The 25,036-nt window shown below is 64.5% G+C and carries 25 protein-coding genes; 15 read left to right on the top strand and 10 right to left on the bottom strand.

What is annotated here, in order from left to right; genetic code table 11:
• The first annotated feature begins 27 nt into the window (after nucleotides 1–27).
• Entirely contained in the window at nucleotides 28–312 is a 285-nt protein-coding gene (locus tag NCG91_RS19190) for a helix-turn-helix domain-containing protein (RefSeq protein ID WP_251350814.1), read from the top strand.
• 113 nt (nucleotides 313–425) lie between these two features.
• Nucleotides 426–1,508: a GTP 3',8-cyclase MoaA gene (gene moaA, locus NCG91_RS19185; RefSeq protein WP_251350813.1), complete on the top strand. Its 1,083-nt coding sequence runs from the start codon at nucleotides 426–428 to the stop codon at nucleotides 1,506–1,508.
• A 130-nt stretch (nucleotides 1,509–1,638) separates the two neighbouring features.
• Here moaA and NCG91_RS19180 read toward each other — a convergent pair whose 3' ends face one another.
• Nucleotides 1,639–3,060 carry an aminotransferase-like domain-containing protein gene (locus NCG91_RS19180; protein WP_251350812.1) on the bottom strand — a complete coding sequence of 474 codons (1,422 nt, stop codon included), beginning with the start codon at nucleotides 3,058–3,060 and terminating at the stop codon, nucleotides 1,639–1,641.
• Nucleotides 3,061–3,218: 158 nt separating this feature from the next.
• Here NCG91_RS19180 and NCG91_RS19175 point away from each other — a divergent pair, with 158 nt between their 5' ends.
• Nucleotides 3,219–4,181 (top strand): Dyp-type peroxidase, encoded by a 963-nt coding sequence (locus NCG91_RS19175; protein WP_251350811.1) that lies wholly within the window; start codon nucleotides 3,219–3,221, stop codon nucleotides 4,179–4,181.
• A gap of 43 nt (nucleotides 4,182–4,224) precedes the next feature.
• Nucleotides 4,225–4,608 (top strand): hypothetical protein, encoded by a 384-nt coding sequence (locus NCG91_RS19170; RefSeq protein ID WP_251350810.1) that lies wholly within the window; start codon nucleotides 4,225–4,227, stop codon nucleotides 4,606–4,608.
• Between the two features lie 72 nt (nucleotides 4,609–4,680).
• Here the strand turns inward: NCG91_RS19170 and NCG91_RS19165 are convergent, their stop codons facing one another.
• The gene (locus NCG91_RS19165) at nucleotides 4,681–5,043 is read right to left on the bottom strand and encodes a hypothetical protein (protein ID WP_251350809.1); all 363 of its coding nucleotides are present in this window, start codon (nucleotides 5,041–5,043) and stop codon (nucleotides 4,681–4,683) included.
• A gap of 226 nt (nucleotides 5,044–5,269) precedes the next feature.
• Between NCG91_RS19165 and msbA the strand changes: the two genes are divergently transcribed.
• Nucleotides 5,270–7,105, top strand: coding sequence for a lipid A export permease/ATP-binding protein MsbA (msbA, locus tag NCG91_RS19160; RefSeq protein WP_251350808.1), 1,836 nt, complete (start codon nucleotides 5,270–5,272; stop codon nucleotides 7,103–7,105).
• A 4-nt stretch (nucleotides 7,106–7,109) separates the two neighbouring features.
• On the opposite strand, the gene NCG91_RS19155 is transcribed toward msbA, so the two are convergent.
• Nucleotides 7,110–7,517, bottom strand: coding sequence for a hypothetical protein (locus NCG91_RS19155; RefSeq protein ID WP_251350807.1), 408 nt, complete (start codon nucleotides 7,515–7,517; stop codon nucleotides 7,110–7,112).
• 77 nt (nucleotides 7,518–7,594) lie between these two features.
• On the opposite strand from NCG91_RS19155, the gene NCG91_RS19150 reads away from it, so the two are divergent.
• The 3 genes from NCG91_RS19150 (at nucleotide 7,595) to NCG91_RS19140 (ending at nucleotide 10,488) form a co-directional block, all read left to right on the top strand.
• The gene (locus tag NCG91_RS19150; protein WP_251350806.1) at nucleotides 7,595–8,722 is read left to right on the top strand and encodes a toxin-antitoxin system YwqK family antitoxin; all 1,128 of its coding nucleotides are present in this window, start codon (nucleotides 7,595–7,597) and stop codon (nucleotides 8,720–8,722) included.
• A gap of 79 nt (nucleotides 8,723–8,801) precedes the next feature.
• Nucleotides 8,802–9,296 (top strand): MarR family winged helix-turn-helix transcriptional regulator, encoded by a 495-nt coding sequence (locus tag NCG91_RS19145; protein ID WP_099664914.1) that lies wholly within the window; start codon nucleotides 8,802–8,804, stop codon nucleotides 9,294–9,296.
• A 76-nt stretch (nucleotides 9,297–9,372) separates the two neighbouring features.
• Nucleotides 9,373–10,488: a toxin-antitoxin system YwqK family antitoxin gene (locus NCG91_RS19140; protein ID WP_251350805.1), complete on the top strand. Its 1,116-nt coding sequence runs from the start codon at nucleotides 9,373–9,375 to the stop codon at nucleotides 10,486–10,488.
• Here NCG91_RS19140 and NCG91_RS19135 read toward each other — a convergent pair.
• Together NCG91_RS19135 and NCG91_RS19130 are read right to left on the bottom strand one after the other, a co-directional pair.
• Nucleotides 10,485–11,807 carry a chloride channel protein gene (locus tag NCG91_RS19135; protein WP_251350804.1) on the bottom strand — a complete coding sequence of 441 codons (1,323 nt, stop codon included), beginning with the start codon at nucleotides 11,805–11,807 and terminating at the stop codon, nucleotides 10,485–10,487. The two genes, NCG91_RS19140 and NCG91_RS19135, sit on opposite strands and share 4 nt — an antisense overlap.
• An 86-nt stretch (nucleotides 11,808–11,893) precedes the next feature.
• Nucleotides 11,894–12,817, bottom strand: coding sequence for a LysR family transcriptional regulator (locus NCG91_RS19130; RefSeq protein WP_251350803.1), 924 nt, complete (start codon nucleotides 12,815–12,817; stop codon nucleotides 11,894–11,896).
• Between the two features lie 96 nt (nucleotides 12,818–12,913).
• Between NCG91_RS19130 and NCG91_RS19125 the strand changes: the two genes are divergently transcribed.
• Entirely contained in the window at nucleotides 12,914–13,924 is a 1,011-nt protein-coding gene (locus NCG91_RS19125; RefSeq protein ID WP_251350802.1) for a zinc-binding alcohol dehydrogenase family protein, read from the top strand.
• Nucleotides 13,925–13,943: 19 nt separating this feature from the next.
• Here NCG91_RS19125 and nhaR read toward each other — a convergent pair whose 3' ends face one another.
• Nucleotides 13,944–14,843 carry a transcriptional activator NhaR gene (gene nhaR, locus NCG91_RS19120; RefSeq protein ID WP_251350801.1) on the bottom strand — a complete coding sequence of 300 codons (900 nt, stop codon included), beginning with the start codon at nucleotides 14,841–14,843 and terminating at the stop codon, nucleotides 13,944–13,946.
• Between the two features lie 159 nt (nucleotides 14,844–15,002).
• On the opposite strand from nhaR, the gene NCG91_RS19115 reads away from it, so the two are divergent.
• Both NCG91_RS19115 and NCG91_RS19110 read left to right on the top strand, forming a co-directional pair.
• Complete coding sequence (locus NCG91_RS19115) at nucleotides 15,003–15,965, top strand: TerC family protein (protein WP_034759011.1); 963 nt, start codon at nucleotides 15,003–15,005, stop codon at nucleotides 15,963–15,965.
• 69 nt (nucleotides 15,966–16,034) lie between these two features.
• Nucleotides 16,035–16,436, top strand: a complete 402-nt coding sequence (locus tag NCG91_RS19110; protein ID WP_077401482.1) for a TerB family tellurite resistance protein — start codon at nucleotides 16,035–16,037, stop codon at nucleotides 16,434–16,436.
• 6 nt (nucleotides 16,437–16,442) lie between these two features.
• Here NCG91_RS19110 and NCG91_RS19105 read toward each other — a convergent pair whose 3' ends face one another.
• On the bottom strand, nucleotides 16,443–16,796 hold the full coding sequence (locus tag NCG91_RS19105; RefSeq protein WP_251350800.1) for a YnfA family protein: 354 nt from the start codon (nucleotides 16,794–16,796) through the stop codon (nucleotides 16,443–16,445).
• Between the two features lie 45 nt (nucleotides 16,797–16,841).
• Nucleotides 16,842–18,005, bottom strand: coding sequence for a sugar diacid recognition domain-containing protein (locus NCG91_RS19100; protein WP_251350799.1), 1,164 nt, complete (start codon nucleotides 18,003–18,005; stop codon nucleotides 16,842–16,844).
• A 146-nt stretch (nucleotides 18,006–18,151) separates the two neighbouring features.
• Between NCG91_RS19100 and NCG91_RS19095 the strand changes: the two genes are divergently transcribed.
• Nucleotides 18,152–19,483 carry an MFS transporter gene (locus NCG91_RS19095; protein WP_251350798.1) on the top strand — a complete coding sequence of 444 codons (1,332 nt, stop codon included), beginning with the start codon at nucleotides 18,152–18,154 and terminating at the stop codon, nucleotides 19,481–19,483.
• Nucleotides 19,484–19,515: 32 nt separating this feature from the next.
• Nucleotides 19,516–20,784, top strand: coding sequence for a glycerate kinase type-2 family protein (locus tag NCG91_RS19090; protein WP_251350797.1), 1,269 nt, complete (start codon nucleotides 19,516–19,518; stop codon nucleotides 20,782–20,784).
• Here the strand turns inward: NCG91_RS19090 and NCG91_RS19085 are convergent, their stop codons facing one another.
• Nucleotides 20,785–21,801: a zinc-binding alcohol dehydrogenase family protein gene (locus tag NCG91_RS19085; RefSeq protein ID WP_251350796.1), complete on the bottom strand. Its 1,017-nt coding sequence runs from the start codon at nucleotides 21,799–21,801 to the stop codon at nucleotides 20,785–20,787. It lies immediately after the preceding gene.
• A 95-nt stretch (nucleotides 21,802–21,896) separates the two neighbouring features.
• Here NCG91_RS19085 and NCG91_RS19080 point away from each other — a divergent pair, with 95 nt between their 5' ends.
• Nucleotides 21,897–22,811, top strand: coding sequence for a LysR family transcriptional regulator (locus NCG91_RS19080; protein WP_251350795.1), 915 nt, complete (start codon nucleotides 21,897–21,899; stop codon nucleotides 22,809–22,811).
• A gap of 25 nt (nucleotides 22,812–22,836) precedes the next feature.
• On the opposite strand, the gene NCG91_RS19075 is transcribed toward NCG91_RS19080, so the two are convergent.
• The gene (locus tag NCG91_RS19075) at nucleotides 22,837–23,214 is read right to left on the bottom strand and encodes a c-type cytochrome (protein ID WP_077401501.1); all 378 of its coding nucleotides are present in this window, start codon (nucleotides 23,212–23,214) and stop codon (nucleotides 22,837–22,839) included.
• A 249-nt stretch (nucleotides 23,215–23,463) separates the two neighbouring features.
• Between NCG91_RS19075 and NCG91_RS19070 the strand changes: the two genes are divergently transcribed.
• Entirely contained in the window at nucleotides 23,464–25,029 is a 1,566-nt protein-coding gene (locus NCG91_RS19070; RefSeq protein WP_251350794.1) for a DUF1800 domain-containing protein, read from the top strand.
• Nucleotides 25,030–25,036 lie beyond the last annotated feature (7 nt).

Genomic DNA, 25,036 nt, shown 5'->3' with positions numbered 1-25,036 from the left:
TCTATGATGTGGACAAGGAGAAAAAACATGCACAAGGAAGACAAGGAAGACGGCATCGACGCGGCCCTGATAGCGCTGCTGGCGCTGCTGTGGGAAGCGCGGCAGGAGGCGCCGGAGAAACCGTGGTCGCTGGCCAAGCTGGCCAAGCGGGCGGGAGTACAGATGAGCACTTTGTTGCGCCAGCTCAATGCGCTGTCCAGCGCGGGACTGGTGAACGTGACGACGGCGGAGAGCGGCGGCGGCAGCGCGCTGCTCAGCGCGGCGGGCGCGGACCTGTGCGCCACGGTGTTTGCGGCACCGTCAGCGCAGTAGGAGCACAGTCCCGCGCGTCTGTACTCTATCGGCCGGAGCCGGACTGTACCTCCTTGCCCCCCTTCATTCGTCCTATGCTACTTCCAGACGAATGCCTATCGAGGGGAAGCACCATGAACACCATCCTGTATCCGCAGCCGGCGCTCCGGCAGCCAAGCCATATCGAACCGTGCGTGGACATGCTGGGCCGCCCCCTGACGGATTTGCGCATTTCCGTGATCGATCAGTGCAACTTCCGCTGCACCTATTGCATGCCGGCCGAGCTGTACCCCAGCGATTACCCGTTTCTTCCATCGAGCGAGCGCCTGTCCTTCGCGCAGATCGAAACGATGGCGCGCGCCTTCGTGCGCCTCGGCGTCGACAAGATCCGCATCACGGGCGGCGAGCCGCTGCTGCGCAAGAACCTGGAACAGCTGATCGAAGCGCTGGCGAAACTGACCACGCCGGACGGACGCGCCGTGAGCATCGCGCTGACGACGAATGGCAGCTTGCTGGCGGCCAAGGCGCAGTCGCTCAAGGATGCGGGCCTGGAGCGGGTCACCGTCAGCCTCGACAGCCTCGATAACGGTATTTTCCAGCGCATGAATGGCGTCGACTTTCCCGTCGAGAAAGTGCTGCACGGCATTGAGGTGGCGCAAGCCGTGGGCTTGACTCCCGTGAAGGTCAACATGGTGGTGCAGAAAGGCGTCAACGATAGCCAGATCGTGCCGCTGGCGCGCCATTTCCGCCACACGGGCGTGGTGCTGCGCCTGATCGAATTCATGGACGTGGGCGGCATCGGCGCCTGGTCGCGCACGCATGTCGTCACGTCCGAGGCGGCGCGCGCGTTGATCGCCGACGAGTTCCCCCTCGTGTCGCTGGGCGAAGGCAAGCCTGTCTCGCACGAAACGGCCAGCCGCTACCGTTATCTGGATGGCGGCGGCGAAGTGGGCTTCATTTCCAGCGTGTCGCAGCCGTTCTGCGGCGACTGCAGCCGCGTGCGCGTGTCGTCGGACGGCAAGCTGTTTACGTGTTTGTTCGCCCAGGACGGCCTCGACCTGCGGCCCCGGCTTGATTCCGCGCAAGGTCTGGAAAGCCTGTTGCGCCAGCATTGGCAGCGCCGCGGCGACCGCTATTCGGAAGTGCGCGGCGCACTGGCCCAGCTTGGCGGGCGCAAGCAGTATCCCACCGTGCGCATGTCGCTGGTGGGCGGATAACTGATTTACAACGCCTAGCAAAACCGTAGCGAGCGGAAGTAAGTTGTGGCTAAGAAGCGCAACTGTACGAAGGTACAGTGAGCATCGCAGGCCGCAAATTACGACGCGCAGTAGGTTTTGATAGGTGTTATTAGAGGAATTCGGTGATGAGCTTACCGAGCAGGATGATGGCTTGCTCGACGCCCACGCTCCACGGATAGCTGTAGTTGAGGCGGATGCAATGCTTGTAAGCCTGGCTGACGGAAAACATGCGCCCCGGACCCACGGTGATCTTGCATTCCAGCGCGCGCCGGTACAGCTGCATGGAGTCTATGTCGCCAGGCAATTCCACCCACAGCACGTAGCCGCCCTGCGGGTGCGAGATTTTCGTGCCAGCAGGAAAGAAACGCTGCACGGCGGCCGCCATGATGCGCGCCTGCTGGGCATACGCCTTGCGGGTGCGGCGCAGATGCTGTTCGTAGCCATCGTTTTGCAGGTATTCGGCGATGGCCAGCTGGGGAAACGAGGACGTGGCCAGGGTGTTGAGGAATTTGAGTTCCTCCACCTTGCCCCGGTAGCGTCCGGCCAGCGCCCATCCCACGCGCTGCGCGGAACTGAGGCTCTTGGAAAACGAGGAGCAATGCAGCACCAGGCCCTTGCGGTCGTAGGACTTGAGCGAGGTTGGGTGGGCGTCGCCGTAATACAGCTCGTTGTAGACGCCGTTTTCGATGGCGGGCACGTCGTGCTGCTCCAGCAACTGGTACAAGGCCCGCTTGCGCTGGTCGGACATCTGGAATCCCAGCGGATTCTGGAAGTTCGGCATCACCATGACGGCGGCGATCGGCTGCCGGGCCATGATGTCGGCCAGCGCTTCGATGCTGATGCCTTCATACGGGTCGGTGGATACTTCCACCACCTTCATGCCCAGCCGTTCGACGGCCATCAGCATGGCGTAGAAGGTGGGCGACTCGACGGCGATGGTGTCGCCCGGCTTGGCCACCGCTTGCAGGCACAGGTTGATGGCTTCCGTGGCGCCCACGGTGACGATGATTTCGTCGGGATCGACGGCCAGGCCGTTTTCCATGTAGCGGCGGGCGATTTCGCGGATCAGCTGCGGGTTGCCCGGCGGCAGGTCGTCCGTCACGTTCCAGGCGCGGTTGCGGCGCGCCACCGCGCCCGCATACTGGTTGATGCGTTCCCAGGGAAACAGCGATGGGTCGGGGTAGGGCGAGCCCAGCGGGATGGCGTCGTGCAAGCCGATCGAGCGCAGGGTCGACAGCACCAGGCGGCTCACGTGCACTTCCGCCGGCACGGGGCTGGGGTGCGACGCCTGCATGCAGATGGACGGCGTGGCGGTGTCGCCGGCCCGCTGGCGCACGAAGTAGCCGGACTGGGGCCGGCTTTCGATCACGCCCATGCCCTCCAGCTTGACGTAGGCGCGCAGCACCGTGGTGATGCTCAGCTTGTGCTGCTGGCTGGTCTGGCGCACGGACGGAATGCGTTCGCCGGGCAAGAGCACGCCCTTGGCCACCAGTTGCTCGATGTCGCTGACGAGCTTTTCATACAATTTCATGCAATGGTATCCATTCTTATTCTTGCTCTACGTCATTGCATTATCGTCCAATTCATGACTACCTATAGTTACAGTTATCGCATGTTGCCAAAATGAAACTACCAACCGGCACTTCTGGTTTAAGATCCACATAGAAACGAAAAAGAGGAACCTCTGTCATGGCAATTCCACAAAGCATGCTGTCTGTCGTCGCGCGCGACGAAGTGCATTTGCAGTTCAAGGTGAAGGCCGGCGTCGACATGCGGCAGCTGTTCCAGCGGCTGGGCAAGCTGTGGGAATCCGAAGTCACGGGCATCCTGGACCCCACCCTGAACCGCCACCATCAGTTGACGGGCGGCACGGCCAATGTGGTGCTGGGATTCAAGCCCGAACTGTGGCGCGCCGCGTGCCCAGGCTGCGTGCCGGACAATATGGCATCGTTCGCGCACGACCTGGTGGGCGCCAACGGCAAGACGGCGACGGCTACCCAGCACGATTTCTGGGTCTGGATCACGCAGTCGAACGCGGCCACCCTGTACGACAGCATGCGCACGACGCTCACCTTGCTCAGTCCCTTCGCCGAGCTGGCCAGCGAACAGGTGTGTTTTCCGTATCACAATAACGTGACCTTTGACGGCTTTGCCGACGGCGTCGCCAACCCGAATCCATTCCGCGCCAACGGCGTGGCCATCATCCCGGACGGCGAAGCGGGCGCGGGCGGCTCCACCGTGCTGCTGCAGAAATGGCGCATGGACGTGGAGCGCCTGCGCGCCTTGCCCGTGCACGCGGCAGAGCAGGTGTGGGGCCGCACCAAGGCCGGCAGCCATGAATTGTCGCCGCTGCCCGTCGATTCCCACGTGGGCCGCAACCAATTCATCCGCGATGGCGAGGAAGTCGATATCGTGCGCCGCAACGCCAATTACGCCAATGCCAGCGAGGCGGGCGTCATGTTCGTCGGTTTTTGCAAGGACATCACCGTGACCATGGGCATGCTGCGGCAAATGTACGGCGTAGGCTATGATGGCGTCACCAAGACGGACCGGCTGCTGGATTTTTCCACGGCGCTGTCGTCGGCGATCTATTTCGTGCCCAGCATCGACGCCTTGCTGGCCGCGGGCATTTCGCCGGCGGACCCCGGCTGAGGGCTGCCCCGGCGGTCCCTATTTTTACTTTAAAGGAGTTTTCATGCGTATACGTCCCGCCACACTGCTGTCCGCCCTGATCTTCGGCAGCGTCGTCTTCAGCGCTTCCGCTTCCGCCGTCGGCCTGGGTTTCCTGGCCGATACGCCGATGGCTTACCTGAACAAGAACGACAAGCCCGTCTTCGTCAAGGCCGTCACCGACGTGCTCAATGACAAGAAAGATGGCGAAACCGTGCAATGGAGCAATGAAGGCTTGCGCAATTCCGTGCGCATCGCCGCCGACATCACGGCCAGCGACACGCAAAAGACGGATGAGCAAACCTGCCGCAAGGTACAGGTGGGCTTGAGCGCCAAGGGTCAGGAACAGACCCTCAAGCTGACGGTCTGCAAGGCCGGCACGGCTGCCTGGAAAGTGAAAAAACAATAAGCACCGGCCGCCGCCCTTCCTTGCCGGGAGGGCGGCGTCGCGATGACTGCCCGCAGCGTGCGCTGCGGCTGCCTAGTCGTGGTTGATGGCTGCCACCTGGTGCAAGCATGCCTCGTCGGTGAGCAAGGTGACCACCGCATTGGTTCTGGCATGGACGCGCACGCCCTTGAGCCAGTCCGGCAGGGCAAGGACGGCGCCCGCCACGATGGGCAGGATGACCTGGATCACGGACTCGCTGCCCCTGGGCGGCGTCGCCTCGAAGTCCAGGTCCTGGATGCCGTCCTGCGGCGGCTTGAGGTAGACGCGCGGCGCGAGGGGGATCGCCTGCCAGCCGCCGGAGCTGACTTCGCCGATCGCGCTCACATGCAAATGCGGGGGAAGGCTCTTGTCGATGGCGAGGTGCACGGCCTTTACTTTGTAGATGGGAACGCTCATGGTATCTCCAGGAAGGATGGGGTGCGCCGCCAGGCCCGCGGCGTGTAGGGCCAGTCCCGATGTCTCGGCATCGTTAAGCTAGCTCAGCAAGTGTAGGTCGTATTTTCACCATCACCATCTCCAATTGTCACCATGGCCAGGCGCGCAAGCCATGCTGCTCTACTTTCTTGGGGGAAAGCCACCCGCAACGGTTAGAATCACGTTTTACCTTCTTTTTCCCATCTGCATGCAGCAAAGTCGCCTCCTGTTCTTCCGCCTGGCCGGCCAGTTTCGCCGCTATGGCGCCATCGTTGCCGCCACCTTGCTGGCCGTGGGCGTGGCGTCCGCCACCGATGTGTTATTAATCAGGCAATTGCAAAACGTCGTCGACGCCATGCGCGCGACGGCCAGCACGCAGGCCGCGCCCGCGTCCGGCGTGATGGGCATGCTGCAGGGCTGGGTCGACCGTTTCTTGCCGGCACAGGCAGGGCAGGTGGACTTGTGGGTGATTCCCGCCACCATCCTGGGCCTGGCCGTGTTGCGCATGGTGTCGAGCTTTGCCGGCGATTACGGTTCCGTCTGGTTATCGAGCCGGGTGCAGGCGGATTTGCGCGAAAAGATGTTCGCCACCATCATGCGCCTGCCCAGCCGCTTTTTCGACACCACCACCACCAGCCTGACGCAGTCGCGCGTGGCCTTCGACGCCAGCCAGGTGTCGCAGGCGGGCTTGAACGTGCTCAACGTGATGGTGCGCGATTCCGTCGCCACCGTCGGCTACCTGATTTTATTGTTCAGCATCGACGTGAAACTGGCCCTGTTCTGCATGGCGTCGATGCCCATCGTGGCCATCGTCGTGACGCTGGCGGGCCGCCGCATGCGCCACCTGAGCAAGAGTTCGCAGCAAGCCGTGGGCGAGCTGACGTCCGTGCTGGACGAAAGCATCGGCGGCCAGCGCGTGGTGAAAATCTTTGGCGGCCAGGATTATGAACAGGCGCGCTTCGTCAACGTCGTCAAGCGCAACCGCCAGCTGGCCGTCAAGCATGCCGCCACCTCGGCCATGAATTCCGGCTTCATCATGATGCTCGTCGGCATTACCCTGTCGTCCGTGATCTATTTCGCCATGCTGCGCGCGCAAAGCGGCGCCATCACGCCGGGCGCCTTCGTCGCCTTCATGGGCGCGCTGATGGCGATGCAGTCGCCGATCAAGAATTTGACCAAGATCAATGAGCCGCTGCAGCGGGGCTTGGCGGCGGCCGAGTCCGTCTTCGGCTTGATCGACACGCCGCTGGAACCGGACCCGGGCACCATCGCGCCGGTCACGGTGCAGGGTAATCTGTCTTTGCAGAACGTCAACTTCCGCTACAACAGCGACGATCCCGATGCGCCCACGGCCTTGAGCGATATCACGCTCGACATCCGCGCCGGCGAAACGGTGGCCCTGGTGGGCGGCTCCGGCGGCGGCAAGACGACCTTGCTGGGCTTGCTGCCGCGCTTCTACGACGTCAGCGGCGGCCAGATCCTGCTCGATGGCGTCGACCTGCGCGACTATGCCTTGCTGGCCCTGCGGCGCCAGTTCGCCCTCGTCAGCCAGGATGTGATTTTGTTCAACGACACGATGGCGGCGAATATCGCGTATGGCGACCCGGCCCCGGACCAGGCCCGCATCGAAGCGTCGGCGCGCGCCGCGTATGCGCACGATTTCATCATGCAGTTGCCGCAAGGCTACGAAACGCAGGCGGGGCAGAACGGTTCGCGCCTGTCGGGCGGGCAACGCCAGCGCCTGGCCATCGCGCGCGCCCTGTACAAGGACGCGCCGATTCTCTTGCTGGACGAAGCGACCAGCGCGCTGGATACGGAGTCGGAACGTTCGGTGCAGGCGGCGCTGGAAGTGCTGATGCGCAACCGCACCACCATCGTCATCGCCCACCGCCTGTCGACCATCGAAAGCGCCGACCGCATCGTCGTCATGCAGGGCGGGCGCCTGGTGGAATCGGGCAGCCACGCCACCTTGCTGCAGCAGGGCGGCGCGTATGCGCGCCTGCATGCGAGCCAGTTGTCGCCCGTCAAGGATGGCGCGGCCTAGAACCTCAGAACACGTGAATTTCCTGTAATACCAGCGTGGCGCCCAGCGCCGTGCCTTCCACGCGGAAGGTGGCGGTCAGGTCCGACCAAACGCCATTCAGTGGCAGCGCGTGGCGCACTTCGGCGATCGCCACGCCGCCGTCCTCGCTTGCCGGGCGCTCGACGCAGCGTTCGTGCGGCGCACCGCTGGCTTGCGCCGCCGGCGTGACGCGATACACCGTGCCATCCGCATACGGCTCCGGCGAACCATACCCTTCGATCACGGCGCGCAGCAGCGCCGGCGTCCAGCCGTAATACGCGTCGTGCGCCGTGCGCGCATGGGCGCACGCGTAATCGCCGCGCGCCAGGTCGGCGATCCAGGCGTCGATGATGTCCAGTATCTGTGTGTCGCTGGGGGCGGAGGGCAAGTGCATGGATTTCTTTCGTGACAGGGGAAAACGTTGCTTTCCATTATGATGGCCGCCGCACGATAACATTGCAACGGAACACAATGCACACACGACAGAAGATACGCGTGGCCCTGGCCGCCTTGCTGGGCATGGTCCTGGCCTTGCCGCTGGCGGCACAGGCACAGCCCGCAGGGCAAACGCCGACGCCAACCTTGCAGGAGGAAGACCGGACCATGTATTTGGATGAAAATTTCATGCCCAGCAATCAGCGCGGCGCCGTGTATGCGCTGCGCACGCCGCCCGTGCGCGACGAGGCGCTGGGCGCCTGGCATGTGCTGCTGGAATTTCCCGACACGCCGGGCGTGCCGGCCTTTGAAACCTATGCCACGGACCTGGACTTGAGCCAGGTCAAGTTCGTAAAGTTTCGCAAGTATTACCATGAAAATGGCCAGCTGCTGCGCGAAACCTATTTCGATGCCCAGGGCGAGGAATTGCTCGGCGGCAGCGTGTACTTCGAAAATGGCCAGGTCCAGCAGCGGGTGACCGCGTTGCCGAACGGGCGCGACAGCATCTCGGAAACGTATCACCAGAATGGCCAGCTGATGAGCCGCACGCTGTATCACGGCGACGAGATGGCCGATGGCGAGCAAGTGTCGTATGGCGCGAACGGGGCCGTCAGCAACCGCTCGTATCGACGCCATGGCCAGATGGATGGCGTGCAGGAATCGTTTTATGCGGATGGCAAGCTGTTCCGGAAGGGGTGGTATGTCGATGGCCAGCGCGAGGGCGAGTTCGTCATGTACGCGCAGGATGGCAAGGTGCTGGCCCGGACCGTCTGGGTGCACGGCCAGCCCGACGGCTGGTCGTTTGAAAGCCATGGCAATGGCGTCGTGTCGAACAAGACCCTGTACCAGAAGGGTGCCGTGCTCAGCTTGCAAACGTGGGCCCCGAATGGCCGGCCCGTGTTTGCCTGGCAGAAAGACGCGCAGGGGCGCGACCACGGCGACACGACGGATTGGCATGCCAACGGCGCGCGCGCCAGCGTGACCCCGTTTGTCGAAGGCCAGCGCCACGGCTTGCTGCAGACGTGGTTCGACGACGGCAGCCTGCGCCAGATCGTGCCGTATGAGCACGGCAAGAAGCACGGCATCGAGCGCCACTGGGACCAGGCCGGCAAGCTGGTGCTGGAGCAGGCGTGGCAGGCCGGAGAGCCAGTTTCCATGCGCTAGGAGTCGCCCGCCTTTGCAGGTATCATGCAGGGATTCCGGCCCGCCAGCAGGCGCGAAGCCGGCAGGATAACTGGAGGCAATGGTGGTGGAAGCGGAAGTTTCGGCGATGGCCAGGGCGCAAGGCATGGCCTTGCAAAACATGCGCGTCGTCATGCGCGCGGCGCAGCGCCACTCGGCGCAAATCGAAAAGCAATGCGGCGTGTCGGGCGCGCAATTGTGGGTGATGCAGGAATTGCTGGAACGGCCGGGCCTGCGCATGGGCGAGCTGGCCAGCAAGATGTCGATCCACCAGACGACAGCCAGCAACTTGGTCGAGGCGCTGGTCAAAAAAACCTATGTGCGCAAGGCGCGCGACCAGCCCGACCAGCGCGTGGTCACCCTGACACTGACGGCGGAAGGGCAAGCCGTCATCGCCGGCGCGCCGCAGCCGGCGCGCGGCTTGCTGCCCAGTGCGCTGGCCCAGCTGGACCCCGACAGCCTGGCGCACCTGAACCAGGGCTTGAACGCCTTGCTGGCCGTCGTCGCTCCAGACGACCGGCAGGCGGGAATGCAGCCGTTTCCGTTCACCATGTAGTCACGCGCAAGCGTGTGGCGCACCGCCCCGCTTGCCCGTATCATCGGCGCCGTCGCACCGTTGATGAAAGCATGCATTGAAGATACTCACCTCTGTTTTGCTGGCCTCTGTCCTGGCCGGTTCCCCGCCCGTTTCCATGGCCAGCGCCCCGGCCACCCCGGCCGTGGCTGCCGAACCGTCGCCGGCTTCCCAGTATTTTGACGGGGATTACCAGCCCGTGGCGCCCGCCGCGGCCGTGTACGAGCAGCGCGCGCCGCTGCGCCACGATGCGGCCCGCCAGGCCTGGCATTGGCAACTGCATTTCGCGCAGCCGCCGGGCAAGCTGCACATGGATGCCTGGCTGCTGGGCACCGACGTGGCGTCGCCGCGCTACGCCGGCCGGCGCAGCGTGTATTTTGCCGATGGCCAGCTGGGCCTGCTGGAAGAGCGCAACGGGGAGGGCGATTTCAGTGGCGTGAACGTGGAATACTATGCGGACGGGACGGTGAAGAGCCGCAAGGCGTACCGCGACGGCGAGTACGACGGCTTGCACAGCCACTTTCATGCGAATGGCCAGCTGAGGCATGCCTTGCTGTACCAGGCGGGCCAGCCCGCCGATGGCGAATTCCTGAGCTTTGACGAGCATGGCCAGGTCAGCAACCGAGCGCATTTCGCCGATGGCGTGCTGACCGGTGAAGTGACGGCGTTTCATCCGGATGGCCGGCTGGCCGAGCGGGGACCGTATCTGGACGGCCAGCGCAACGGCCTGCACCAGGCCTGGTGGCCGGACGGCCGAGAAATGTCGCGCCTCAATTTCCTGCATGGCAAGCCGCAGGGCTGGTCGCTGCTGTATTTCGCGAATGGCCAGCTGGACCAGAAAAACCTGTTCGAAGATGGCGTCATGCTGAGCACGCAAAGCTGGCGCGACGATGGCACGCCGCTGCGCCAGCGCCAGCAGGATGCGCAGGGCCGCGCGCAGGGCGAGGACAGGCAATGGCATGCAAACGGCACACTGGCCCGGCTCGCGTCCTACCGCGATGGCGAGCCGCATGGCGCGTGGCGCGAATGGCATGCGGACGGCTCGCCCCGCCATGCCGTGGACTACGTGCGCGGGCGCAAGCAGGGCCTGGAGCGGGCCTGGGCCGGCGACGGCACGCGCACCGTCTGCGAGTGGCAGGATGGCCGCTTGCTGCGCGCCTGCCGCAATTTCTAGTGCGGTGGCGCGGGCAGCCGTTGCAGCTGCAACTGCGCCAGCGCCCCGTACAGCGGTTCGCTGAGCACGCGCGAGACGGTGCTGGCCACGACGGCGCAAGCCATCAGGCTGAGCACCATGCCGTGGCCGTCGACCATTTCCATGACAATAATGAAAGCCGTCAGCGGCGCCTGCGTGGCGGCGGCCAGGAAACCCACCATGCCCAGCGCGATCAGGGCGGGCGCGTGCGGGTAGTGCAGCAATTGCGCAATGTCATGCCCGATGCCGGCGCCGATGGCCAGGGAGGGCGCAAAGATGCCCGCCGGCACGCCCGACCAGACGGTCAGCCACGTCGCCACATATTTGAAGGCAACGAAGGCGGGCGCCACGTCGGACGAGCCTTCCAGCATGGCGCGCGTGGCCACGGTGCCGCTGCCGAACGTGGCGCCATGGCTGGCGATGCCGATGGCCGCCACCAGCACACCGCAGACGGCGGCGAACAGCACGGGCCGGCCTTTTCTCCATGCGGACAGCTTGCCCAGCGGATTGCCCCTGGCGGACGCCAGCAGCAGGCGCGCAAACAGGCCGCCGGCCACGCCCGCGACCAGGGTCACCAGCAAACCCGGCAAGGCCAGCGCCAGGCCGATGGGGCCAGGGTGGATGATGCCGAAGTGGGTGGCGTTGCCGTGGATGGACACGGCCATCATGCCGGCCAGCACGATGCCGGCCACGATGAGGCCGCTGTTGCGCTGCTCGGGCGAGCGCGACAGTTCCTCGATGGCAAACATGACGCCCGCCAGCGGCGTATTGAAGGCGGCCGCGATGCCGGCCGCGCCGCCCGCCACCAGCAGGGAATGGGCGCTCACCTGCGAGTGACGGGGCAGCCAGCGGCGCGCGGCCAGCATCACGCCGGCGGCGATCTGCACGGACGGGCCTTCGCGTCCCAGCGAGAGTCCCCCCAGCAAGCCGCCCGCCGTCAGGCCGATCTTCGCGGCGCTCAGTTTCAACGAGACAAACAAGGAGCGCTGTTCGGGCGCCACGGCCGGGTCCAGCGTGGCCATCACTTGCGGGATGCCGGAGCCGGCCGCGCCCATCGCGTAGCGGCGCGTCAGCCAGACGAGCAGGGCGGCGCAGGCGGGCGTCCACAGCAGGGCGAACCACCAGGCCTTGCCGTTAAAAAACAGGAACAGGTCCAGCGCTTCCTCGGCCAGCCACGTAAAGCCCACGACGACGAGACCGGCGATGGCGGCCATGCCGACGACGACGGCGCGCGACCACCACAGGCGCGGGTTGGCAAATTCATGCTTGAAGGCAGAGGGAATATCGTGCAAGTGCTTCATTGCGGCAAGTCCAGGAAGGGGCGCGCAGGGCGTCGGGAAGACTTGCCATTATAGAGATATATTTGTTCGAATGTTTTTCCTCTGCCTTATTTGTGGGCAATTGACGACAACAGCTGCGCCTCGGCCAGGAAATCGACGAGCGCCCGCACTTTCGGCGCCAGGTGCGGCCCGGACGGCCACAGCAGCCAGCAACCGTGGGCCGGATGGCCGCTGATGGCGTAATCCATCAGCACCTCGATGAGGCTGCCGTCATCGAGTGCCGGGCGCACATGAAAGTCGGGCAGCCAGGCGATGCCCAGGCCTTGCCGGGCAAAGTGCAGCCGCGCTTCCACATTGTTGCAGATCATGGATTGCGGCAAGTCCGGCGCAGCCTCGCCATCGTCCTGGCGCAAGCGCCACTGCTCCACCTTGCCGCTGTGGCGGAAGCGGTAGTGCAGGCAAGCATGTTGTTGCAGCTCAAGGGGGTGCTGCGGCGTGCCGTGGCGCGCCAGATAGGCGGGGGAGGCCACGAGGCAAGAGCGGAACTGGCCCAGCTTGCGCGCGGCCAGGCGCGAATCGCGCGGTGCGCCGATGCGGATGACGGCGTCGAAGCCATCGCCGACGACGTCGGCCAGCGCGTCGGAAAAGTCCAGCTCCAGCGCGATGGCGGGGTGCTGCGCGGCAAAATCGGCCAGCGCGGGCAGGAACACGCCGCCCAGTTCCGGCAAGCCCAGGCGCAGGCGTCCCTGCGGCGCGCGCGCTCCCGCCAGTTCTTCCTGCGCCGCCTGCATTTCCGCCAGGATGCGTTCGCTGCGCGTCAAAAACAGCTGCCCCTCGGCTGTCAGGCTCAGCTGGCGCGTGCTGCGCTGGAACAGGCGCGCGCCCAGCCGCTGCTCGAGCCGGGCCAGGCTCTTGCTGACGGCCGACGGTGAAATGCCGGCCTGGCGCGCGGCGGCGACAAAGCTGCCCGCCTGGGCCAGTTGCACGAACAGGGCCACGCCGGAGAGATTATCTGTTTCCTGGTTTTGCATGATTCATGACAGTTTGGTCAGCAGTGAAACGCATTGAAGCATATTTTTCTTTGTTGCGTGGCTGCTTACCATGGGCTTTTATCTGCGGGGTAGGCAATGAAGACGATCGGTTTCAACAAGGGCAGCGGCGTGGGCGACGAGCATGGCTTGTTCGACATGGAGGGGGCGATGCCCGTGCCAGGCCCGCGCGACGTGCTGGTGCGGGTGCGCGCCGTGGGCGTCAACCCGCTCGACACCAAGGTGCGCGCCGGGCGGGTCACAGTGCCGGACAATGTTGTCAGCCTGGGCTGGGATGCGGCCGGCATCGTGCATGCGGTGGGCAGCGAAGTCACCCTGTTTGCGCCGGGTCAAGCCGTGTATTACGCGGGTTCGTTCGACCGCGCGGGCGCCAATGCCGAATATCACCTGGTCGATGAGCGCATCGCGGGGGCCATGCCGGCATCGCTGGACTTTGCGCAGGCGGCCAGCGTGCCATTGGCGGCGCTGACGGCGTGGCAATTGCTGTTCGAGCGCTTTGCCATCGCGCCCGGCGACATGCAGCCGCGGGGCAGCTTGCTGGTGCTGGGCGGCGCGGGTGGCGTCGGTTCCATGCTGATCCAGTTGGCGCGCCAGCTGACGGGTTTTACGGTGATCGCCACGGCGTCGCGCGGCGACAGCATGGCGTGGTGCCGCGCCATGGGTGCCCATCACGTGATCGACCATACCTTGCCGCTGGCGGCGCAGGTGGCGGCCTTGAGCGTGGCGCCCGTGCGCCACGTCGCCGCCCTGTCGCACACGGCCCAGCATGCCGCGGCGTTGGTGGAGCTGATCGCGCCGCACGGCAAGCTGGCCGTCATCGATGACCACGATGTTTTCGACGCGGCGCCGCTGAAGGGCAAGAGCATCTCGCTGCACTGGGAAATGGTGTTTACGCGGCCGTTGTTTGCCACCGACGATATGCTGGAGCAGCACCGCATTTTGCAGCGCGTGGCGCGGCTGCTGGACGACGGCGTGCTGCGCCACACGGTGCGGCAGCGCCTGTCGCCCATGGATGCGGCCACCTTGCGGCGCGCCCACGCGCTGCTGGAGCGGGGCGGGCAGCCGGGCAAGATCGTCGTAGGCGACTGAACCGGCTTGCACGGCACGCTTACACGAACAGCTCGCGCCGCGCGCTTTGGCTGATGGCGATGGTGGCCGGGTGGCTCAGGCGCCGTTCCGTGGTGATCGCATACACTTGCTCGACGAGGCTGTCGACCCGGCCCAGCGCCACCACGGCGTATTGCTCGCAGACCTGGGGCGCGATGACGGTGGGCGCGAAGAACAGGCCGGCACCGGACTGGCCGAAGGCCTTCATCATGGCGCTGTCGTCGAACTCGCCGACGATGCGCGGGTGCAGCTTGTTGTCGCCCAACCATTGCAGCAGGCGCCCGTAGATGGCGAAGTCTTCGCCGGGCAGCAGCAGCGGCGCCCCATCGAGGCATTGCGGAAAGCCGCCCGCCAGGGTGGCGGCCAGCGCCGGCGTGCCGAACAGGGTCATGCCGCTTTCGCCCAGCAAGTGGTTAAAGCCGCGCACGCTCAAGTGGGCCGGCATGGGGCGGTCCGCCATGATCAGGTCCAGCCGGTGCACGGCCAGGTCCGCCAGCAGGCTGGCCAGCCTGCCTTCGCGGCAAATGATGCGCAGCGGCTCGGCCAGTCCCAGCGCCGGCGCGACGAGGCGGCAAGCGATCAGTTTCGACACGGAATCGGCGCAGCCCACGCGGAAGGTCGTCGTCGTGGTGCGCGACTGGTCGCGCACGATTTCCAGCAATTCATCGCCCGTGCTGAAGATGCTTTCGGCATGGCTGAGGATGCGCCGGCCCGTGTCCGTCAATTCCAGCTGGCGCCCGCTGCGGCGGAACAGTTCCACGCCCAGGGTGTCGGCAAACTCGCTGAGCTGGCCGGAAATCGATTGCGGCGTCAGGTGCAGCTGCTCGGCCGCGCGGGCGATGCTGCCCGTCTTGGCCACCATCCAGAAATAGCGCAAGTGCTTGAAGTTGAGTGTGGACATGGTGTTTCCCGGAAAATAAATGCATCGAATTTTTCGATGTATTATTAAATTATATTCGATTTGTTCGATGTTTATAAGAAGGCTATGATGGCTGCTCAATTCATGCAAGGAGAGTGCCATGGACTTCAGAATACAAACAGAGCATTGCGGAGGCCGCCGATGAACGGCCTGGAAAGTATTGCAACGGCACCCATGTGGGCCGGTTTCATCGCCTTTGTCCTCGTGATGCTGGCGCTGGACTTGTTCGTCTTCGGCGGCAACAAGGCGCACAAGGTGGGCGTCAAGGAAGCGGCCACGTGGTCGCTCGTGTGGGTCAGCCTGGCCCTGCTGTTCAACGGCGGACTGTGGTGGTATCTGAACGGCACGGCTGGTCCCGAGATCGCCAACCAGAAGGCGCTGGAATTTTTCTCCGGCTACCTGATCGAAAAAGCCCTGTCGGTCGATAACGTGTTCGTCTTCCTGCTGATCTTCAGCGCCTTCCAGGTGCCGATCCAGTACCAGCGCCGCGTGCTGATCTATGGCGTGCTGGGCGCGATCGTCATGCGCGCCGTGATGATCATGGCCGGCGCGTGGGTGGTGAGCGAGTTCAGCTGGGTGCTGTACCTGTTCGGCGCCTTCCTGCTGGTGACGGGCATGCGCATGCTGGTGGCGGCCGATGCGGAGCCGGACGTGGCGAACAACCCGGTGCTGCGCTTTGCCCGCCGCCACTTGCGGGTGGCCGATGGCGACCATGGCGAACGTTTCTTCGTGGCAAAGGGCGGTTTGCGCTATGTCACGCCGCTGTTCCTCGTGTTGATCCTGATCGAGGTGACGGACCTGGTGTTCGCGGTCGATTCGATCCCGGCGATCTTCGCCATCACGACGGACCCGTTCATCGTCTTCACGTCGAACCTGTTCGCCATCATGGGCTTGCGGGCACTGTATTTCCTGCTGGTGGATGTGGCTGACCGCTTTCACATGCTCAAGTATGGCCTGGCGATGGTGCTGGTGTTCATCGGCGCCAAGATGCTGATCATGCCGTGGTACCACGTGCCGGTGGAAGCGTCCCTGCTGGTGGTGGCGGTACTGATCGTGTCGAGCTGCGTGGCCAGCGTGTTCATCACCCGCAGCGACAAGAAGTAAATGTTGTACGGCGCGCCCCGCCTGGCGGTGGCGTGCCTTTTAATTGACTAATAGAAAGAGTAGAAAATCATGCGTACCTATGAAGCGAACAGTCCCCAGGCAGCGGGACGTATCTTGGCCCTGATGATGGTGGTCGACGGCAACCTGGCCAGCGCCGAGCTGCAAGCCATGCATCGCAGCAAGATCCTCGAGCATATCGACCTGGAGCCGGCAGCCTTCCAGCAATTGCTGCAAGATTTGTGCGACGACATGCTGACGTCGACCGTGCATGGCGCCGTGCAGCTGGCCCATGGCGTGATCGACAGCCTGCTCGATGAAATCACAGACCCGGACTTGCGCCGCAAGCTGCTGCAAGCCATGTGGAAGATCGCCGATGCGGACGACTGGCTGGCCGATGGCGAAGCCGTCTTGCTGGCCCGCGCCAGCGCGGCATGGTCGGCGGAAACAAACTTCCGCGCGCATGCCGCTTGAGGAAAATCAAGCCGCCTTGTGCCCCATGGCAATGACGGCGGCGCCGGCCAGGGCCAGGCCCACGCCGGCGATGTCCGTCCAGGCGGGCGTGACGCCATCCACCAGCCACAGCCATCCCAGCGCCGTGGCGATATAGATGGCGCCATACGTGGCGTACACGCGGCCGCTGGCGGCCGGATGCAGGGTCAGCAGCCAGACGAAGATCAGCAGGCTGAGGGCGGCCGGCAACAGCAGCCAGGCGCTGCCCTTGTTGCTCAGCCATAGCATGGGCAGGTAGCAACCCAGCAGTTCGGCCACGGCCGTGACGGTAAACAGCCCGAAAGTGCGGGCAAGGCTGGTCCATTCGAAGGCGTCGTTCATGCTATTCCTGTTGTGCGGTCAGCCGCCATTGTAGACGCGCCTGCGTCAATTCAGTTGCAGAGCGACATACAGCAGCAGGCGGTCATCCGTGTCGTCCAGGTCCAGCCCCGTCAGTTCGGCGATCTTTTGCAGCCGGTAATCGAGCGTGTTGCGGTGGATGTGCAGGGCCCTGGCCGTGGCCATCGGGTGGCTGTGGTGGCGGAACCAGGCGGCCAGGGTGCGCATCAGGGTGCCGGACTTGCGGTCGTGCGCCTGCAGGCGCGCCAGGGTCTGGCGCAATTGCTCCGCCTGCCAACCGGCTTGCAAGCCGGACAGCAGCACGGGCAGGCTCAGTTCCAGGTAGGAAAAAGTGGTTTGCGCGCCATCGCGGGCGCGCCCCACGCGCGCCGTCTGCTTCGCCGATTCATACGACGCCGTCGCGCCATCGAGGCCTGGCAAGGCCACGCCCATGGACAGGGTGGCGGGCGGCGTGAGCGCCTGCTGCGCCACCTGGTGCAGTTCGAGCAGGCGCTGCCTTGCCTGCGCCGCGCGCGCCTGCTGCGGGCCGCTGGCGGGAAAGGCGTCGAGCAGCACCAGTTCGCCCGGCGAGACGACGGCCATCAGCAGGGCGGGCCAGCGCGCCGACAGGTCGGACTGCACTTGCTGCAGCTGCGTCAGCACCTGGTCCAGCCGCTCGCCCGGACCTTCTCCCGCATCGGGTATTTCCAGCACGAACATGGCGCGCGGCACGCGCAAGTCCAGCGCCAGGCGCGCCGCCCACGCCTGCATGCTGGCATCCGAAATGCCCGTGCGATACACGAGCTGGAACACGAATTCCTCGCGGTAGCGCTTTTCGTGCTGCAACTCGCTGACCAGGCGCGCCTGCTCCAGCATCATTTCCGCCATGGCCCGCACCAGTTCGCCGAACTGGCGCACGGCGTCCGGCTCGCCCGTCAGGCCCAGCACGCCGCAAATCTCGCCGCGCACCGTCAAGGGCAGGTTGATGCCGGCCCGCGTGCCCGGCAGCCTGGCCATGTCGGCCGTGCCGATTTCCACGCTGGCGTGCCGGGCCAGCGCCAGTTGCGCGCCCGGATGCAGGTCGCCCACGCGCTGCGGGTCGCCGCTGGCCAGGATCACGCCGCGCGCATCGATGACGTTGACGCTGAAGGGAATGATGTGCATGGTGCGTTGGACGATGTCTTGCGCCAGGGGGGGATCGATGCTCGGCATGGTATTCACCTTCTGGTTTTGTGCATTTGCATGGAATCATCGGATTCAAGACGGGTTTTCTTCATGCATCCGCACGATGACTGTTTCTGTAGGCGATTGTACGATGGGCTGGTCGCATCCCATAAAAAAATAGTCAGGAGACACCCATGACCACCCATCCAGGCGCCAGCCTGTCCGCCGGCGCGTCCGCGCAGGACCGCGTGCGCGAAGGCGCCTACCGCAAGGTCACCTTGCATCTGATCCCCTTCATCTTCATCTGCTACCTGTTCAATTACCTGGACCGGGTGAATGTCGGCTTTGCCAAGCTGCAAATGCTCGATGCGCTGCAATGGAGCGAAAGCGTGTACGGCCTGGGCGCCGGCATTTTCTTCATCGGCTACGTGGCCAGCGGCGTGCCCAGCAATCTGCTGCTGCACCGCCTGGGCGCGCGCAAGGTCATCGGCACCCTGATGATCGCCTGGGGCATCGCCTCGGCCTGCCTGATGTTCGTCACCACGCCGGCCGCGTTTTACTCGCTGCGCTTCATCACGGGCGTGTTCGAGGCCGGCTTCTTCCCCGGCATCGTGCTGTACTTTACGAACTGGTATCCCGCTTCGCGCCGGGGCCGCATCATGGGCCTGTTCATGTCGGCCATTCCCATTTCCGGCTTGCTGGGCAGCCCCCTGTCGGGCTGGATGATGCAATCGTTCGCCGGCCACGGCGGCCTGGCTGGCTGGCAATGGATGTTCTTGCTGCAAGGCATCCCCACCGTGCTGCTGGGCTTTCTCGTGTATGTGCTGCTGAACGACGGCATCGCCCAGGCGAAGTGGCTGAATGCGGAAGAAAAGCAGCTGCTGCGCGCCGACCTCGACGAGGACGAACGCCAGCGCCGCAACAGCGCGAATACGGCCGACACCTTCGCCAGCGTGCTGCGCAACAAGCACGTGTGGATGCTGGGCCTCGTGTATTTCTGCATCCAGATGGGCGTGTACGCGATCAATTTCTGGCTGCCCACCATCGTCAAGTCGCTGGGTTTCGCCAGCCCCGTGGCCGTGGGCTGGATCAGCGCCATTCCCTACCTGTGCGCCAGCATCTTCATGATCTGGGTGGGCCGTTCGGCCGACAAGCACAAGGAACGCCGCTGGCATTTGAGCGGCCCCCTGCTGATGGCGCTGTGCGGCTTGCTGCTGGCTACCCAGGCGCACGGCAACGTGGTCGTCGCCCTCATCGGCCTGTCGCTGGCGACCATGGGCGCGCTGTCCGGCCTGCCCATGTTCTGGCCCTTGCCGACGGCGTTTCTCGGCAGCGCGGCGGCGGCCGGCGGCTTGGCGCTGATCAATTCGCTGGGCCAGGTGGCGGGCTTCGTCAGTCCCTTCCTCGTCGGCTGGATCAAGGATGCGACGGGCGGCACCGACGTGGCCCTGTATATTCTTTCCGCAGTCATGCTGCTGGGCGCCATACTGGTGCTGCGCGTTCCCGCGCGCATCGTGAACCGTTGAACGAAGCTGCCATCGAACCGGAGGAATTGACCATGACGACCACCCCCGCGCCGCGCGCCTTGCTGCAAGCCATGTTCCAGGCCGCCATCGAAGCGGCCCAGCCATCGCACTGCATACCGCCCCATCTGCCGCCGGCGCCCAAGGGCCGTTTGATCGTCATCGGCGCCGGCAAGGCGTCGGCCGCCATGGCGCACGCCGTGGAACGGCACTGGCCGGGGCCGCTGTCCGGGCTGGTCGTCACGCGCTACGGCTATGCCGTGCCCTGCGAACGCATCGAGATCGTGGAAGCGTCGCACCCCGTGCCGAACCAGGCCGGCATGGATGCAGCGCGCCGCATGCTCGAACTGGTCGGCAACCTGCAGGCGGACGATACGGTGCTGTGCCTGATTTCGGGCGGCGGCTCGTCCCTGCTGGCCTTGCCGCTCGATGGCATCACTTTGGCCGACAAGCAAGCCTTGAACCGCGCGCTGCTGGCGTCCGGCGCCACCATCGGCGAAATGAATTGCGTGCGCCGCCATTTGTCCGCCATCAAGGGCGGGCGCCTGGCAGCCGCCTGCCATCCGGCGCAAGTCATCACTTTGGCGATTTCCGACGTACCCGGCGACAAGCTGGGCGACATCGCGTCCGGCCCCACGGTGGGCGACGCGACGACGTGCGAGGATGCGCTGGCCATCGTGCGCCGCTATGGCATGGACTTGCCGGACAGCATACGCGCCACCTTGGAAAGCGGGCGCGGCGAATCCGTGAAACCCGATGATCCCCGCCTGGCGCGCACGCAAACCACCCTGATCGCCACGCCGCAGATGGCGCTGGAAGCGGCGGCACAGGTGGCGCGCGCGGCCGGCGTCACGCCGTATATATTGGGCGACAGCCTGGAAGGCGAGGCGAGGGACGTGGGCAAGGTGATGGCCGGCATCGCGCTGCAAACGGTGCAGCGGGGCCAGCCGTTTCCCGCCCCGTGCGTGCTGCTGTCGGGCGGCGAAACGACGGTCACCGTGCGCGGCAACGGGCGCGGCGGGCGCAACGTGGAATTCCTGCTGGCGCTGGGCATCGCGCTCGATGGACGCGAGGGTATCCACGCGCTGGCCGGCGACACGGATGGCGTCGACGGCCAGGAAGACATCGCCGGCGCGGTCCTGGCGCCAGACACCCTGCAACGGGCCTGGGCGCTGGGCATCAAGCCCCGCGACAGCCTGGACAACAACGATGGCCACGGTTTCTTCCAGGCGCTGGGAGACAGCGTGGTCACGGGCCCGACCTTGACGAATGTCAATGATTTCCGGGCCATCCTGATTACCTGATTACTGGAAACTTGCCAGCACGATCTTTCCTTTTGCTGTGTTGCTTTCCAGCAGGGCATGCGCGCGCTTCAGATTCGCCGCATTGATCGTGCCGAAGCGCTCTGCCAGGGTGGTCCTGATGACGCCGGCGTCCACCAGTTGCGCCAGCTCTTCCAGTAGTTCATGCTGTTTGACCATGTCGGCCGTCTGGAACAGCGAACGGGTAAACATCAGTTCCCAGTGCAGCGACACGCTCTTGCCCTTGAACTTGCGCACGTCGATGTGCTCGGGGTCGTCGATCAGGGCGAACTTGCCTTGCGGCGCGATCAATTCCACGATCTGCTCGAAATGCTTGTCGGTCTGGTTCAGGCTGATCACATAGTCGACGGGCGGCAAACCCAGGCGCGTGATTTCCCCTGCCAGCGGCAGGCTGTGGTCGATCACGTGGTGCGCGCCCAATTCCTTCACCCAGTCCGCCGTTTCCGCGCGCGAGGCCGTGCCGATGATGGTGACGCCCGTCAATTGCCGCGCCAGTTGCACCAGCACGGAGCCGACGCCGCCGGCTGCGCCGATCACCAGCAGCGACTTGCCCGTCAGGCTCTTGTCGCGGCTGAGCTGCAGGCGGTCGAACAGCAACTCCCAGGCCGTAATGGCCGTCAGCGGCAGGGCGGCGGCCGGGGCGAAATCCAGGTTGGCCGGCATGTGGCCGACGATGCGCTCGTCGACCAGCTGGAATTCGCTGTTGCTGCCGGGGCGGTTGATGGCGCCCGCGTACCAGACCTTGTCGCCCACCTGGAACAGGGTGGCGTCGGGGCCGACGGCCGTGACGATGCCGGCCGCATCCCAGCCCAGCACTTCCGGCTGGCCATCCTTCGGCGCGCGGTTCTTGCGCACCTTGGTGTCGACGGGATTGACGGAAATGGCCTTGACGGCGACGAGCAGGTCGCGCCCCGTGGCGACGGGCACGGGCAGCTCGATGTCGAGCAGGGCGTCGGCGTCCGTGATGGGCAGGCTGTGGTGGTAGGCGATGGCTTTCATGTGCTTCCTCGTTGAGTGGATACCGTATGATGGTGGCAATGCCGCCCTGGAAACAGGGGGCGCGTACGGAAACACTTTCAAAGGAATGTTGAAAATTGCTGCGACTCGATGACTTGCAGGTATTTGTGCGCACGGCCGACCGGGGCAGTTTGTCGGCGGCTGCGCGCGAGATCGGCATCTCGCCCGCGCTGGCCAGTGCCGCCGTCAAGCGCCTGGAAGGCGTGTTGGGCTTGCGCCTGCTGGCCCGCACGACGCGCTCGCTGAGCCTGACGCCGGAAGGCACGCAATACCTGGAACATGCGCGGGAAGCCTTGCGCCTGCTGCGCGCAGGCCACGATGCACTGTTGGCCGGCAAGGACAGTTTCGGCGGAACCTTGAAAATTGCCATGCCCTCCGACCTGGGCCGCAACCTGATGCTGGGCTGGCTGGACGAATTTCAGCTGCGCCATCCGACACTGCATTACCAGCTCAGCGTCAGCGACCGGGTGGCCGACATGGTGCGCCAGCAAGTCGACGTGGCCATCCGCTATGGCCAGCAAGACGATTCGAGCCTGATCGCCATGCCGATCGCGCCCGCCAACGACCGGGTGCTGGTGGCGTCGCCCGCCTACCTGCGCGAATACGGCCCCCTGCTGGCGCTGGAAGAGTTGTCGCAGCGCAATTGCCTGCGCTTCGCGCTGGAAGACGGCTTGCACGACCGCTGGACTTTTTACCGCCTGCCCCAGCGCGAGCAAGTGACGGTGTCCGTGAGCGGCAACCGCAGCGCCGACGACGCCGACCTGGTGCGCCGCTGGGCCGTGGCGGGACTGGGCATCGCCTATAAGTCGCGGCTCGACGTGGCGGGCGACCTGGACGCCGGCCGCCTGCAAGCGCTGTTGCCCGACGTGGCGGGCGAGGCCACGCCCTTGCACCTGGTCTGCACGCACCGGGCGCAGGTGACGCCGCTGGTGCTGCAGTTGCGCGATTTCCTGCGCGACAAATGTGTGCAGTTATTAAAACAGCAGAATTGACCGGGGGGGCGTTGCTTATCTGATATCAGCGATTTTTTAAAATCACATCGCTCATGTATTGATTCAAATCGCGAAAGTCTTTCACCCGCCAGGCATATGGCGCAATCTTGACGCCATTCTCTTTCAAGGTCTTGGGAATCAGATCGCCATTCGGACGAAGGATGACCGACGATACGATCACGCCCGGATAATCCTTCAGGCGTTTTTTGAAGGCGGCGGTGGTCAGGTCCGGCGTGGGCGGATTGCTTTTATTCGCCAATGGCCCCGTTCCCTTGATCTCCGCGCCATGGCACACGGCACAGCGCTGTACATACAGGGTTTTCCCATTCAGATTCTCCGCCAAGGCTGACGGCGCTTGAATCAGCGATAACGTTCCTAATGCAGCGATAAATAATATTTTCATTTCTTTTTAATGTGGACGTATTGTATGGATAATGTCTGGGTCGAGAGAAAATACGCAGCTGCCATTGCAATACGCCATTCTCCCGATAACATTTTATCCGAGATGATTCATCATAATGTGCCCATACCGGCGAGGGCTGGGCTGATGAACCATCGTGCCTGATTACAACTCGTTGCAAATGGCAATCATGCGCAGGTCAACCTGGGCGTACCCTCAAGCATTCTGCATGAAACCGCTTGAAGGACCGCCATGACCCCGCACCGACTATTGCCGACGACCTTGATTTCCCTGCTCTTGCTGGCCGGCTGCGCCGCGACCGGACCAGGACCGGCCGCCCAGGCCGATCATCGCGCGCAGAGCAGTCCCGCGCAGACCAGTTCCGCGCAGGACGTCGCCATGCTGGAGCGGGTCAGCTGGGGCGTGAGCGGGGGCAGCGTGCGCCAGGTGCAGGACAAAGGCTGGAACGCCTGGCTGCGGACGCAGTTGCATCCAGGAAAAGCGGCCTTGCCGCCAGCCATCGCCGCGCAAATCGACGCCATGACCATCAGCCAGGTGCCGCTGGAGCAATTGGTGATTTCTATGGAGCAAAAGCGCAAGGAGTCGGCCGGCGTCATGGACGACATGGCGAAGCAGCAGGCGCAAAAGGATTACCAGCAAGAACTTAACCGCCTGGCGCGCGAAGCGGCCACGCGCTCGCTGTTGCTGGACGTGTATTCGCCGAACCAGTTGCAGCAGCAGCTGAGCTGGTTTTGGCTCAACCATTTCAGCGTGCACCAGGGCAAGCACAACTTGCGCGCCATGGTGGGCGATTACGAGGCGAACGCCATCGCGCCACATGCGCTGGGGAAATTCCGTGACTTGCTGGGCGCCACCGTCCACCATCCGGCCATGCTGCGCTACCTGGACAATGAAGCCAACGCCGCCAAGCGCATCAATGAAAACTATGCGCGCGAACTGATGGAACTGCATACGCTGGGCGTGAACGGCGGCTATAGCCAGATGGACGTGCAGGAACTGGCGCGCATCCTGACGGGCGTGGGCGTGAACCTGGGAGCGGACACGCCGAAGGTGAAGCCGGCGCTGCAGTCGCAATACGTGCGCCGGGGCTTGTTCGAGTTCAACCCCAACCGCCACGATTACGGCGACAAGCAATTCCTCGGGCAAACGGTGAAGGGCAGGGGGCTGGCTGAGCTCGATGAAGCGCTGGACCGCCTGAGCCGCAGTCCCGCCACCGCGCACTTTATCAGTGGCAAGCTGGCCCAGTATTTCGTCGGCGACAATCCGCCCGCGCCGCTGGTGGCGCGCATGGCGGCCACCTTCCAGCGCAGCGACGGCTTGATCGCCGACGTGCTGCAAACCATGTTCGACAGCCCCGAATTCAAGCAATCGCTGGGCAAGAAATTCAAGGACCCCATGCATTATGTCGTGTCGGCCGTGCGCCTCAGCTATGACGACAAGCCCATCCTGAATGCGGGACCCATGCTGAACTGGCTGTCGCGCATGGGCCAGCCTCTGTACGGACGCCAGACGCCCGATGGCTATCCGCTGACGGACGCTTCCTGGGCCAGTCCGGGGCAAATGACGACGCGCTTCGACATCGCCCGCACCATCGGTTCGGGCAGCGCCGGCCTGTTCAAGACGGATGGCCCGCAGCCGCAGGAAAAAGTGGCGTTCCCGCAACTGGCCAGCGCCCTGTATTACCAGTCGCTGCAGCCAGGCTTGAGCCCGGCCACGCGCCAGGCACTGGATCAGGCCGCTTCGCCGCAGGAGTGGAATACATTTCTTCTTTCCTCGCCGGAAATGATGCACCGTTAAGTTGAAA

Source organism: Janthinobacterium kumbetense (assembly GCF_023703445.1).
Lineage (GTDB): Bacteria > Pseudomonadota > Gammaproteobacteria > Burkholderiales > Burkholderiaceae_D > Janthinobacterium > Janthinobacterium kumbetense.
The sequence above is the reverse complement of the archived record's forward strand: the minus strand, read 5'-3'. Positions and strand labels throughout refer to the sequence as shown.

Excerpts from the sequence above, each read along its gene's own strand:
- NCG91_RS19085 (WP_251350796.1), bottom strand. The coding sequence starts at position 21,801 with ATGAAAGCCATCGCCTACCACCACAGCCTGCCCATCACGGACGCCGAC.
- NCG91_RS19105 (WP_251350800.1), bottom strand. The coding sequence starts at position 16,796 with ATGAACGACGCCTTCGAATGGACCAGCCTTGCCCGCACTTTCGGGCTG.
- NCG91_RS19150 (WP_251350806.1), top strand. The coding sequence starts at position 7,595 with ATGCACACACGACAGAAGATACGCGTGGCCCTGGCCGCCTTGCTGGGC.
- NCG91_RS19170 (WP_251350810.1), top strand. The coding sequence starts at position 4,225 with ATGCGTATACGTCCCGCCACACTGCTGTCCGCCCTGATCTTCGGCAGC.
- NCG91_RS19075 (WP_077401501.1), bottom strand. The coding sequence starts at position 23,214 with ATGAAAATATTATTTATCGCTGCATTAGGAACGTTATCGCTGATTCAA.
- NCG91_RS19135 (WP_251350804.1), bottom strand. The coding sequence starts at position 11,807 with ATGAAGCACTTGCACGATATTCCCTCTGCCTTCAAGCATGAATTTGCC.
- NCG91_RS19175 (WP_251350811.1), top strand. The coding sequence starts at position 3,219 with ATGGCAATTCCACAAAGCATGCTGTCTGTCGTCGCGCGCGACGAAGTG.
- NCG91_RS19130 (WP_251350803.1), bottom strand. The coding sequence starts at position 12,817 with ATGCAAAACCAGGAAACAGATAATCTCTCCGGCGTGGCCCTGTTCGTG.
- NCG91_RS19180 (WP_251350812.1), bottom strand. The coding sequence starts at position 3,060 with ATGAAATTGTATGAAAAGCTCGTCAGCGACATCGAGCAACTGGTGGCC.
- NCG91_RS19165 (WP_251350809.1), bottom strand. The coding sequence starts at position 5,043 with ATGAGCGTTCCCATCTACAAAGTAAAGGCCGTGCACCTCGCCATCGAC.
- NCG91_RS19190 (WP_251350814.1), top strand. The coding sequence starts at position 28 with ATGCACAAGGAAGACAAGGAAGACGGCATCGACGCGGCCCTGATAGCG.
- NCG91_RS19090 (WP_251350797.1), top strand. The coding sequence starts at position 19,516 with ATGACGACCACCCCCGCGCCGCGCGCCTTGCTGCAAGCCATGTTCCAG.
- moaA (WP_251350813.1), top strand. The coding sequence starts at position 426 with ATGAACACCATCCTGTATCCGCAGCCGGCGCTCCGGCAGCCAAGCCAT.
- nhaR (WP_251350801.1), bottom strand. The coding sequence starts at position 14,843 with ATGTCCACACTCAACTTCAAGCACTTGCGCTATTTCTGGATGGTGGCC.
- NCG91_RS19100 (WP_251350799.1), bottom strand. The coding sequence starts at position 18,005 with ATGCCGAGCATCGATCCCCCCCTGGCGCAAGACATCGTCCAACGCACC.
- NCG91_RS19145 (WP_099664914.1), top strand. The coding sequence starts at position 8,802 with ATGGTGGTGGAAGCGGAAGTTTCGGCGATGGCCAGGGCGCAAGGCATG.
- NCG91_RS19110 (WP_077401482.1), top strand. The coding sequence starts at position 16,035 with ATGCGTACCTATGAAGCGAACAGTCCCCAGGCAGCGGGACGTATCTTG.
- NCG91_RS19095 (WP_251350798.1), top strand. The coding sequence starts at position 18,152 with ATGACCACCCATCCAGGCGCCAGCCTGTCCGCCGGCGCGTCCGCGCAG.
- msbA (WP_251350808.1), top strand. The coding sequence starts at position 5,270 with ATGCAGCAAAGTCGCCTCCTGTTCTTCCGCCTGGCCGGCCAGTTTCGC.
- NCG91_RS19155 (WP_251350807.1), bottom strand. The coding sequence starts at position 7,517 with ATGCACTTGCCCTCCGCCCCCAGCGACACACAGATACTGGACATCATC.
- NCG91_RS19070 (WP_251350794.1), top strand. The coding sequence starts at position 23,464 with ATGACCCCGCACCGACTATTGCCGACGACCTTGATTTCCCTGCTCTTG.
- NCG91_RS19125 (WP_251350802.1), top strand. The coding sequence starts at position 12,914 with ATGAAGACGATCGGTTTCAACAAGGGCAGCGGCGTGGGCGACGAGCAT.
- NCG91_RS19115 (WP_034759011.1), top strand. The coding sequence starts at position 15,003 with ATGAACGGCCTGGAAAGTATTGCAACGGCACCCATGTGGGCCGGTTTC.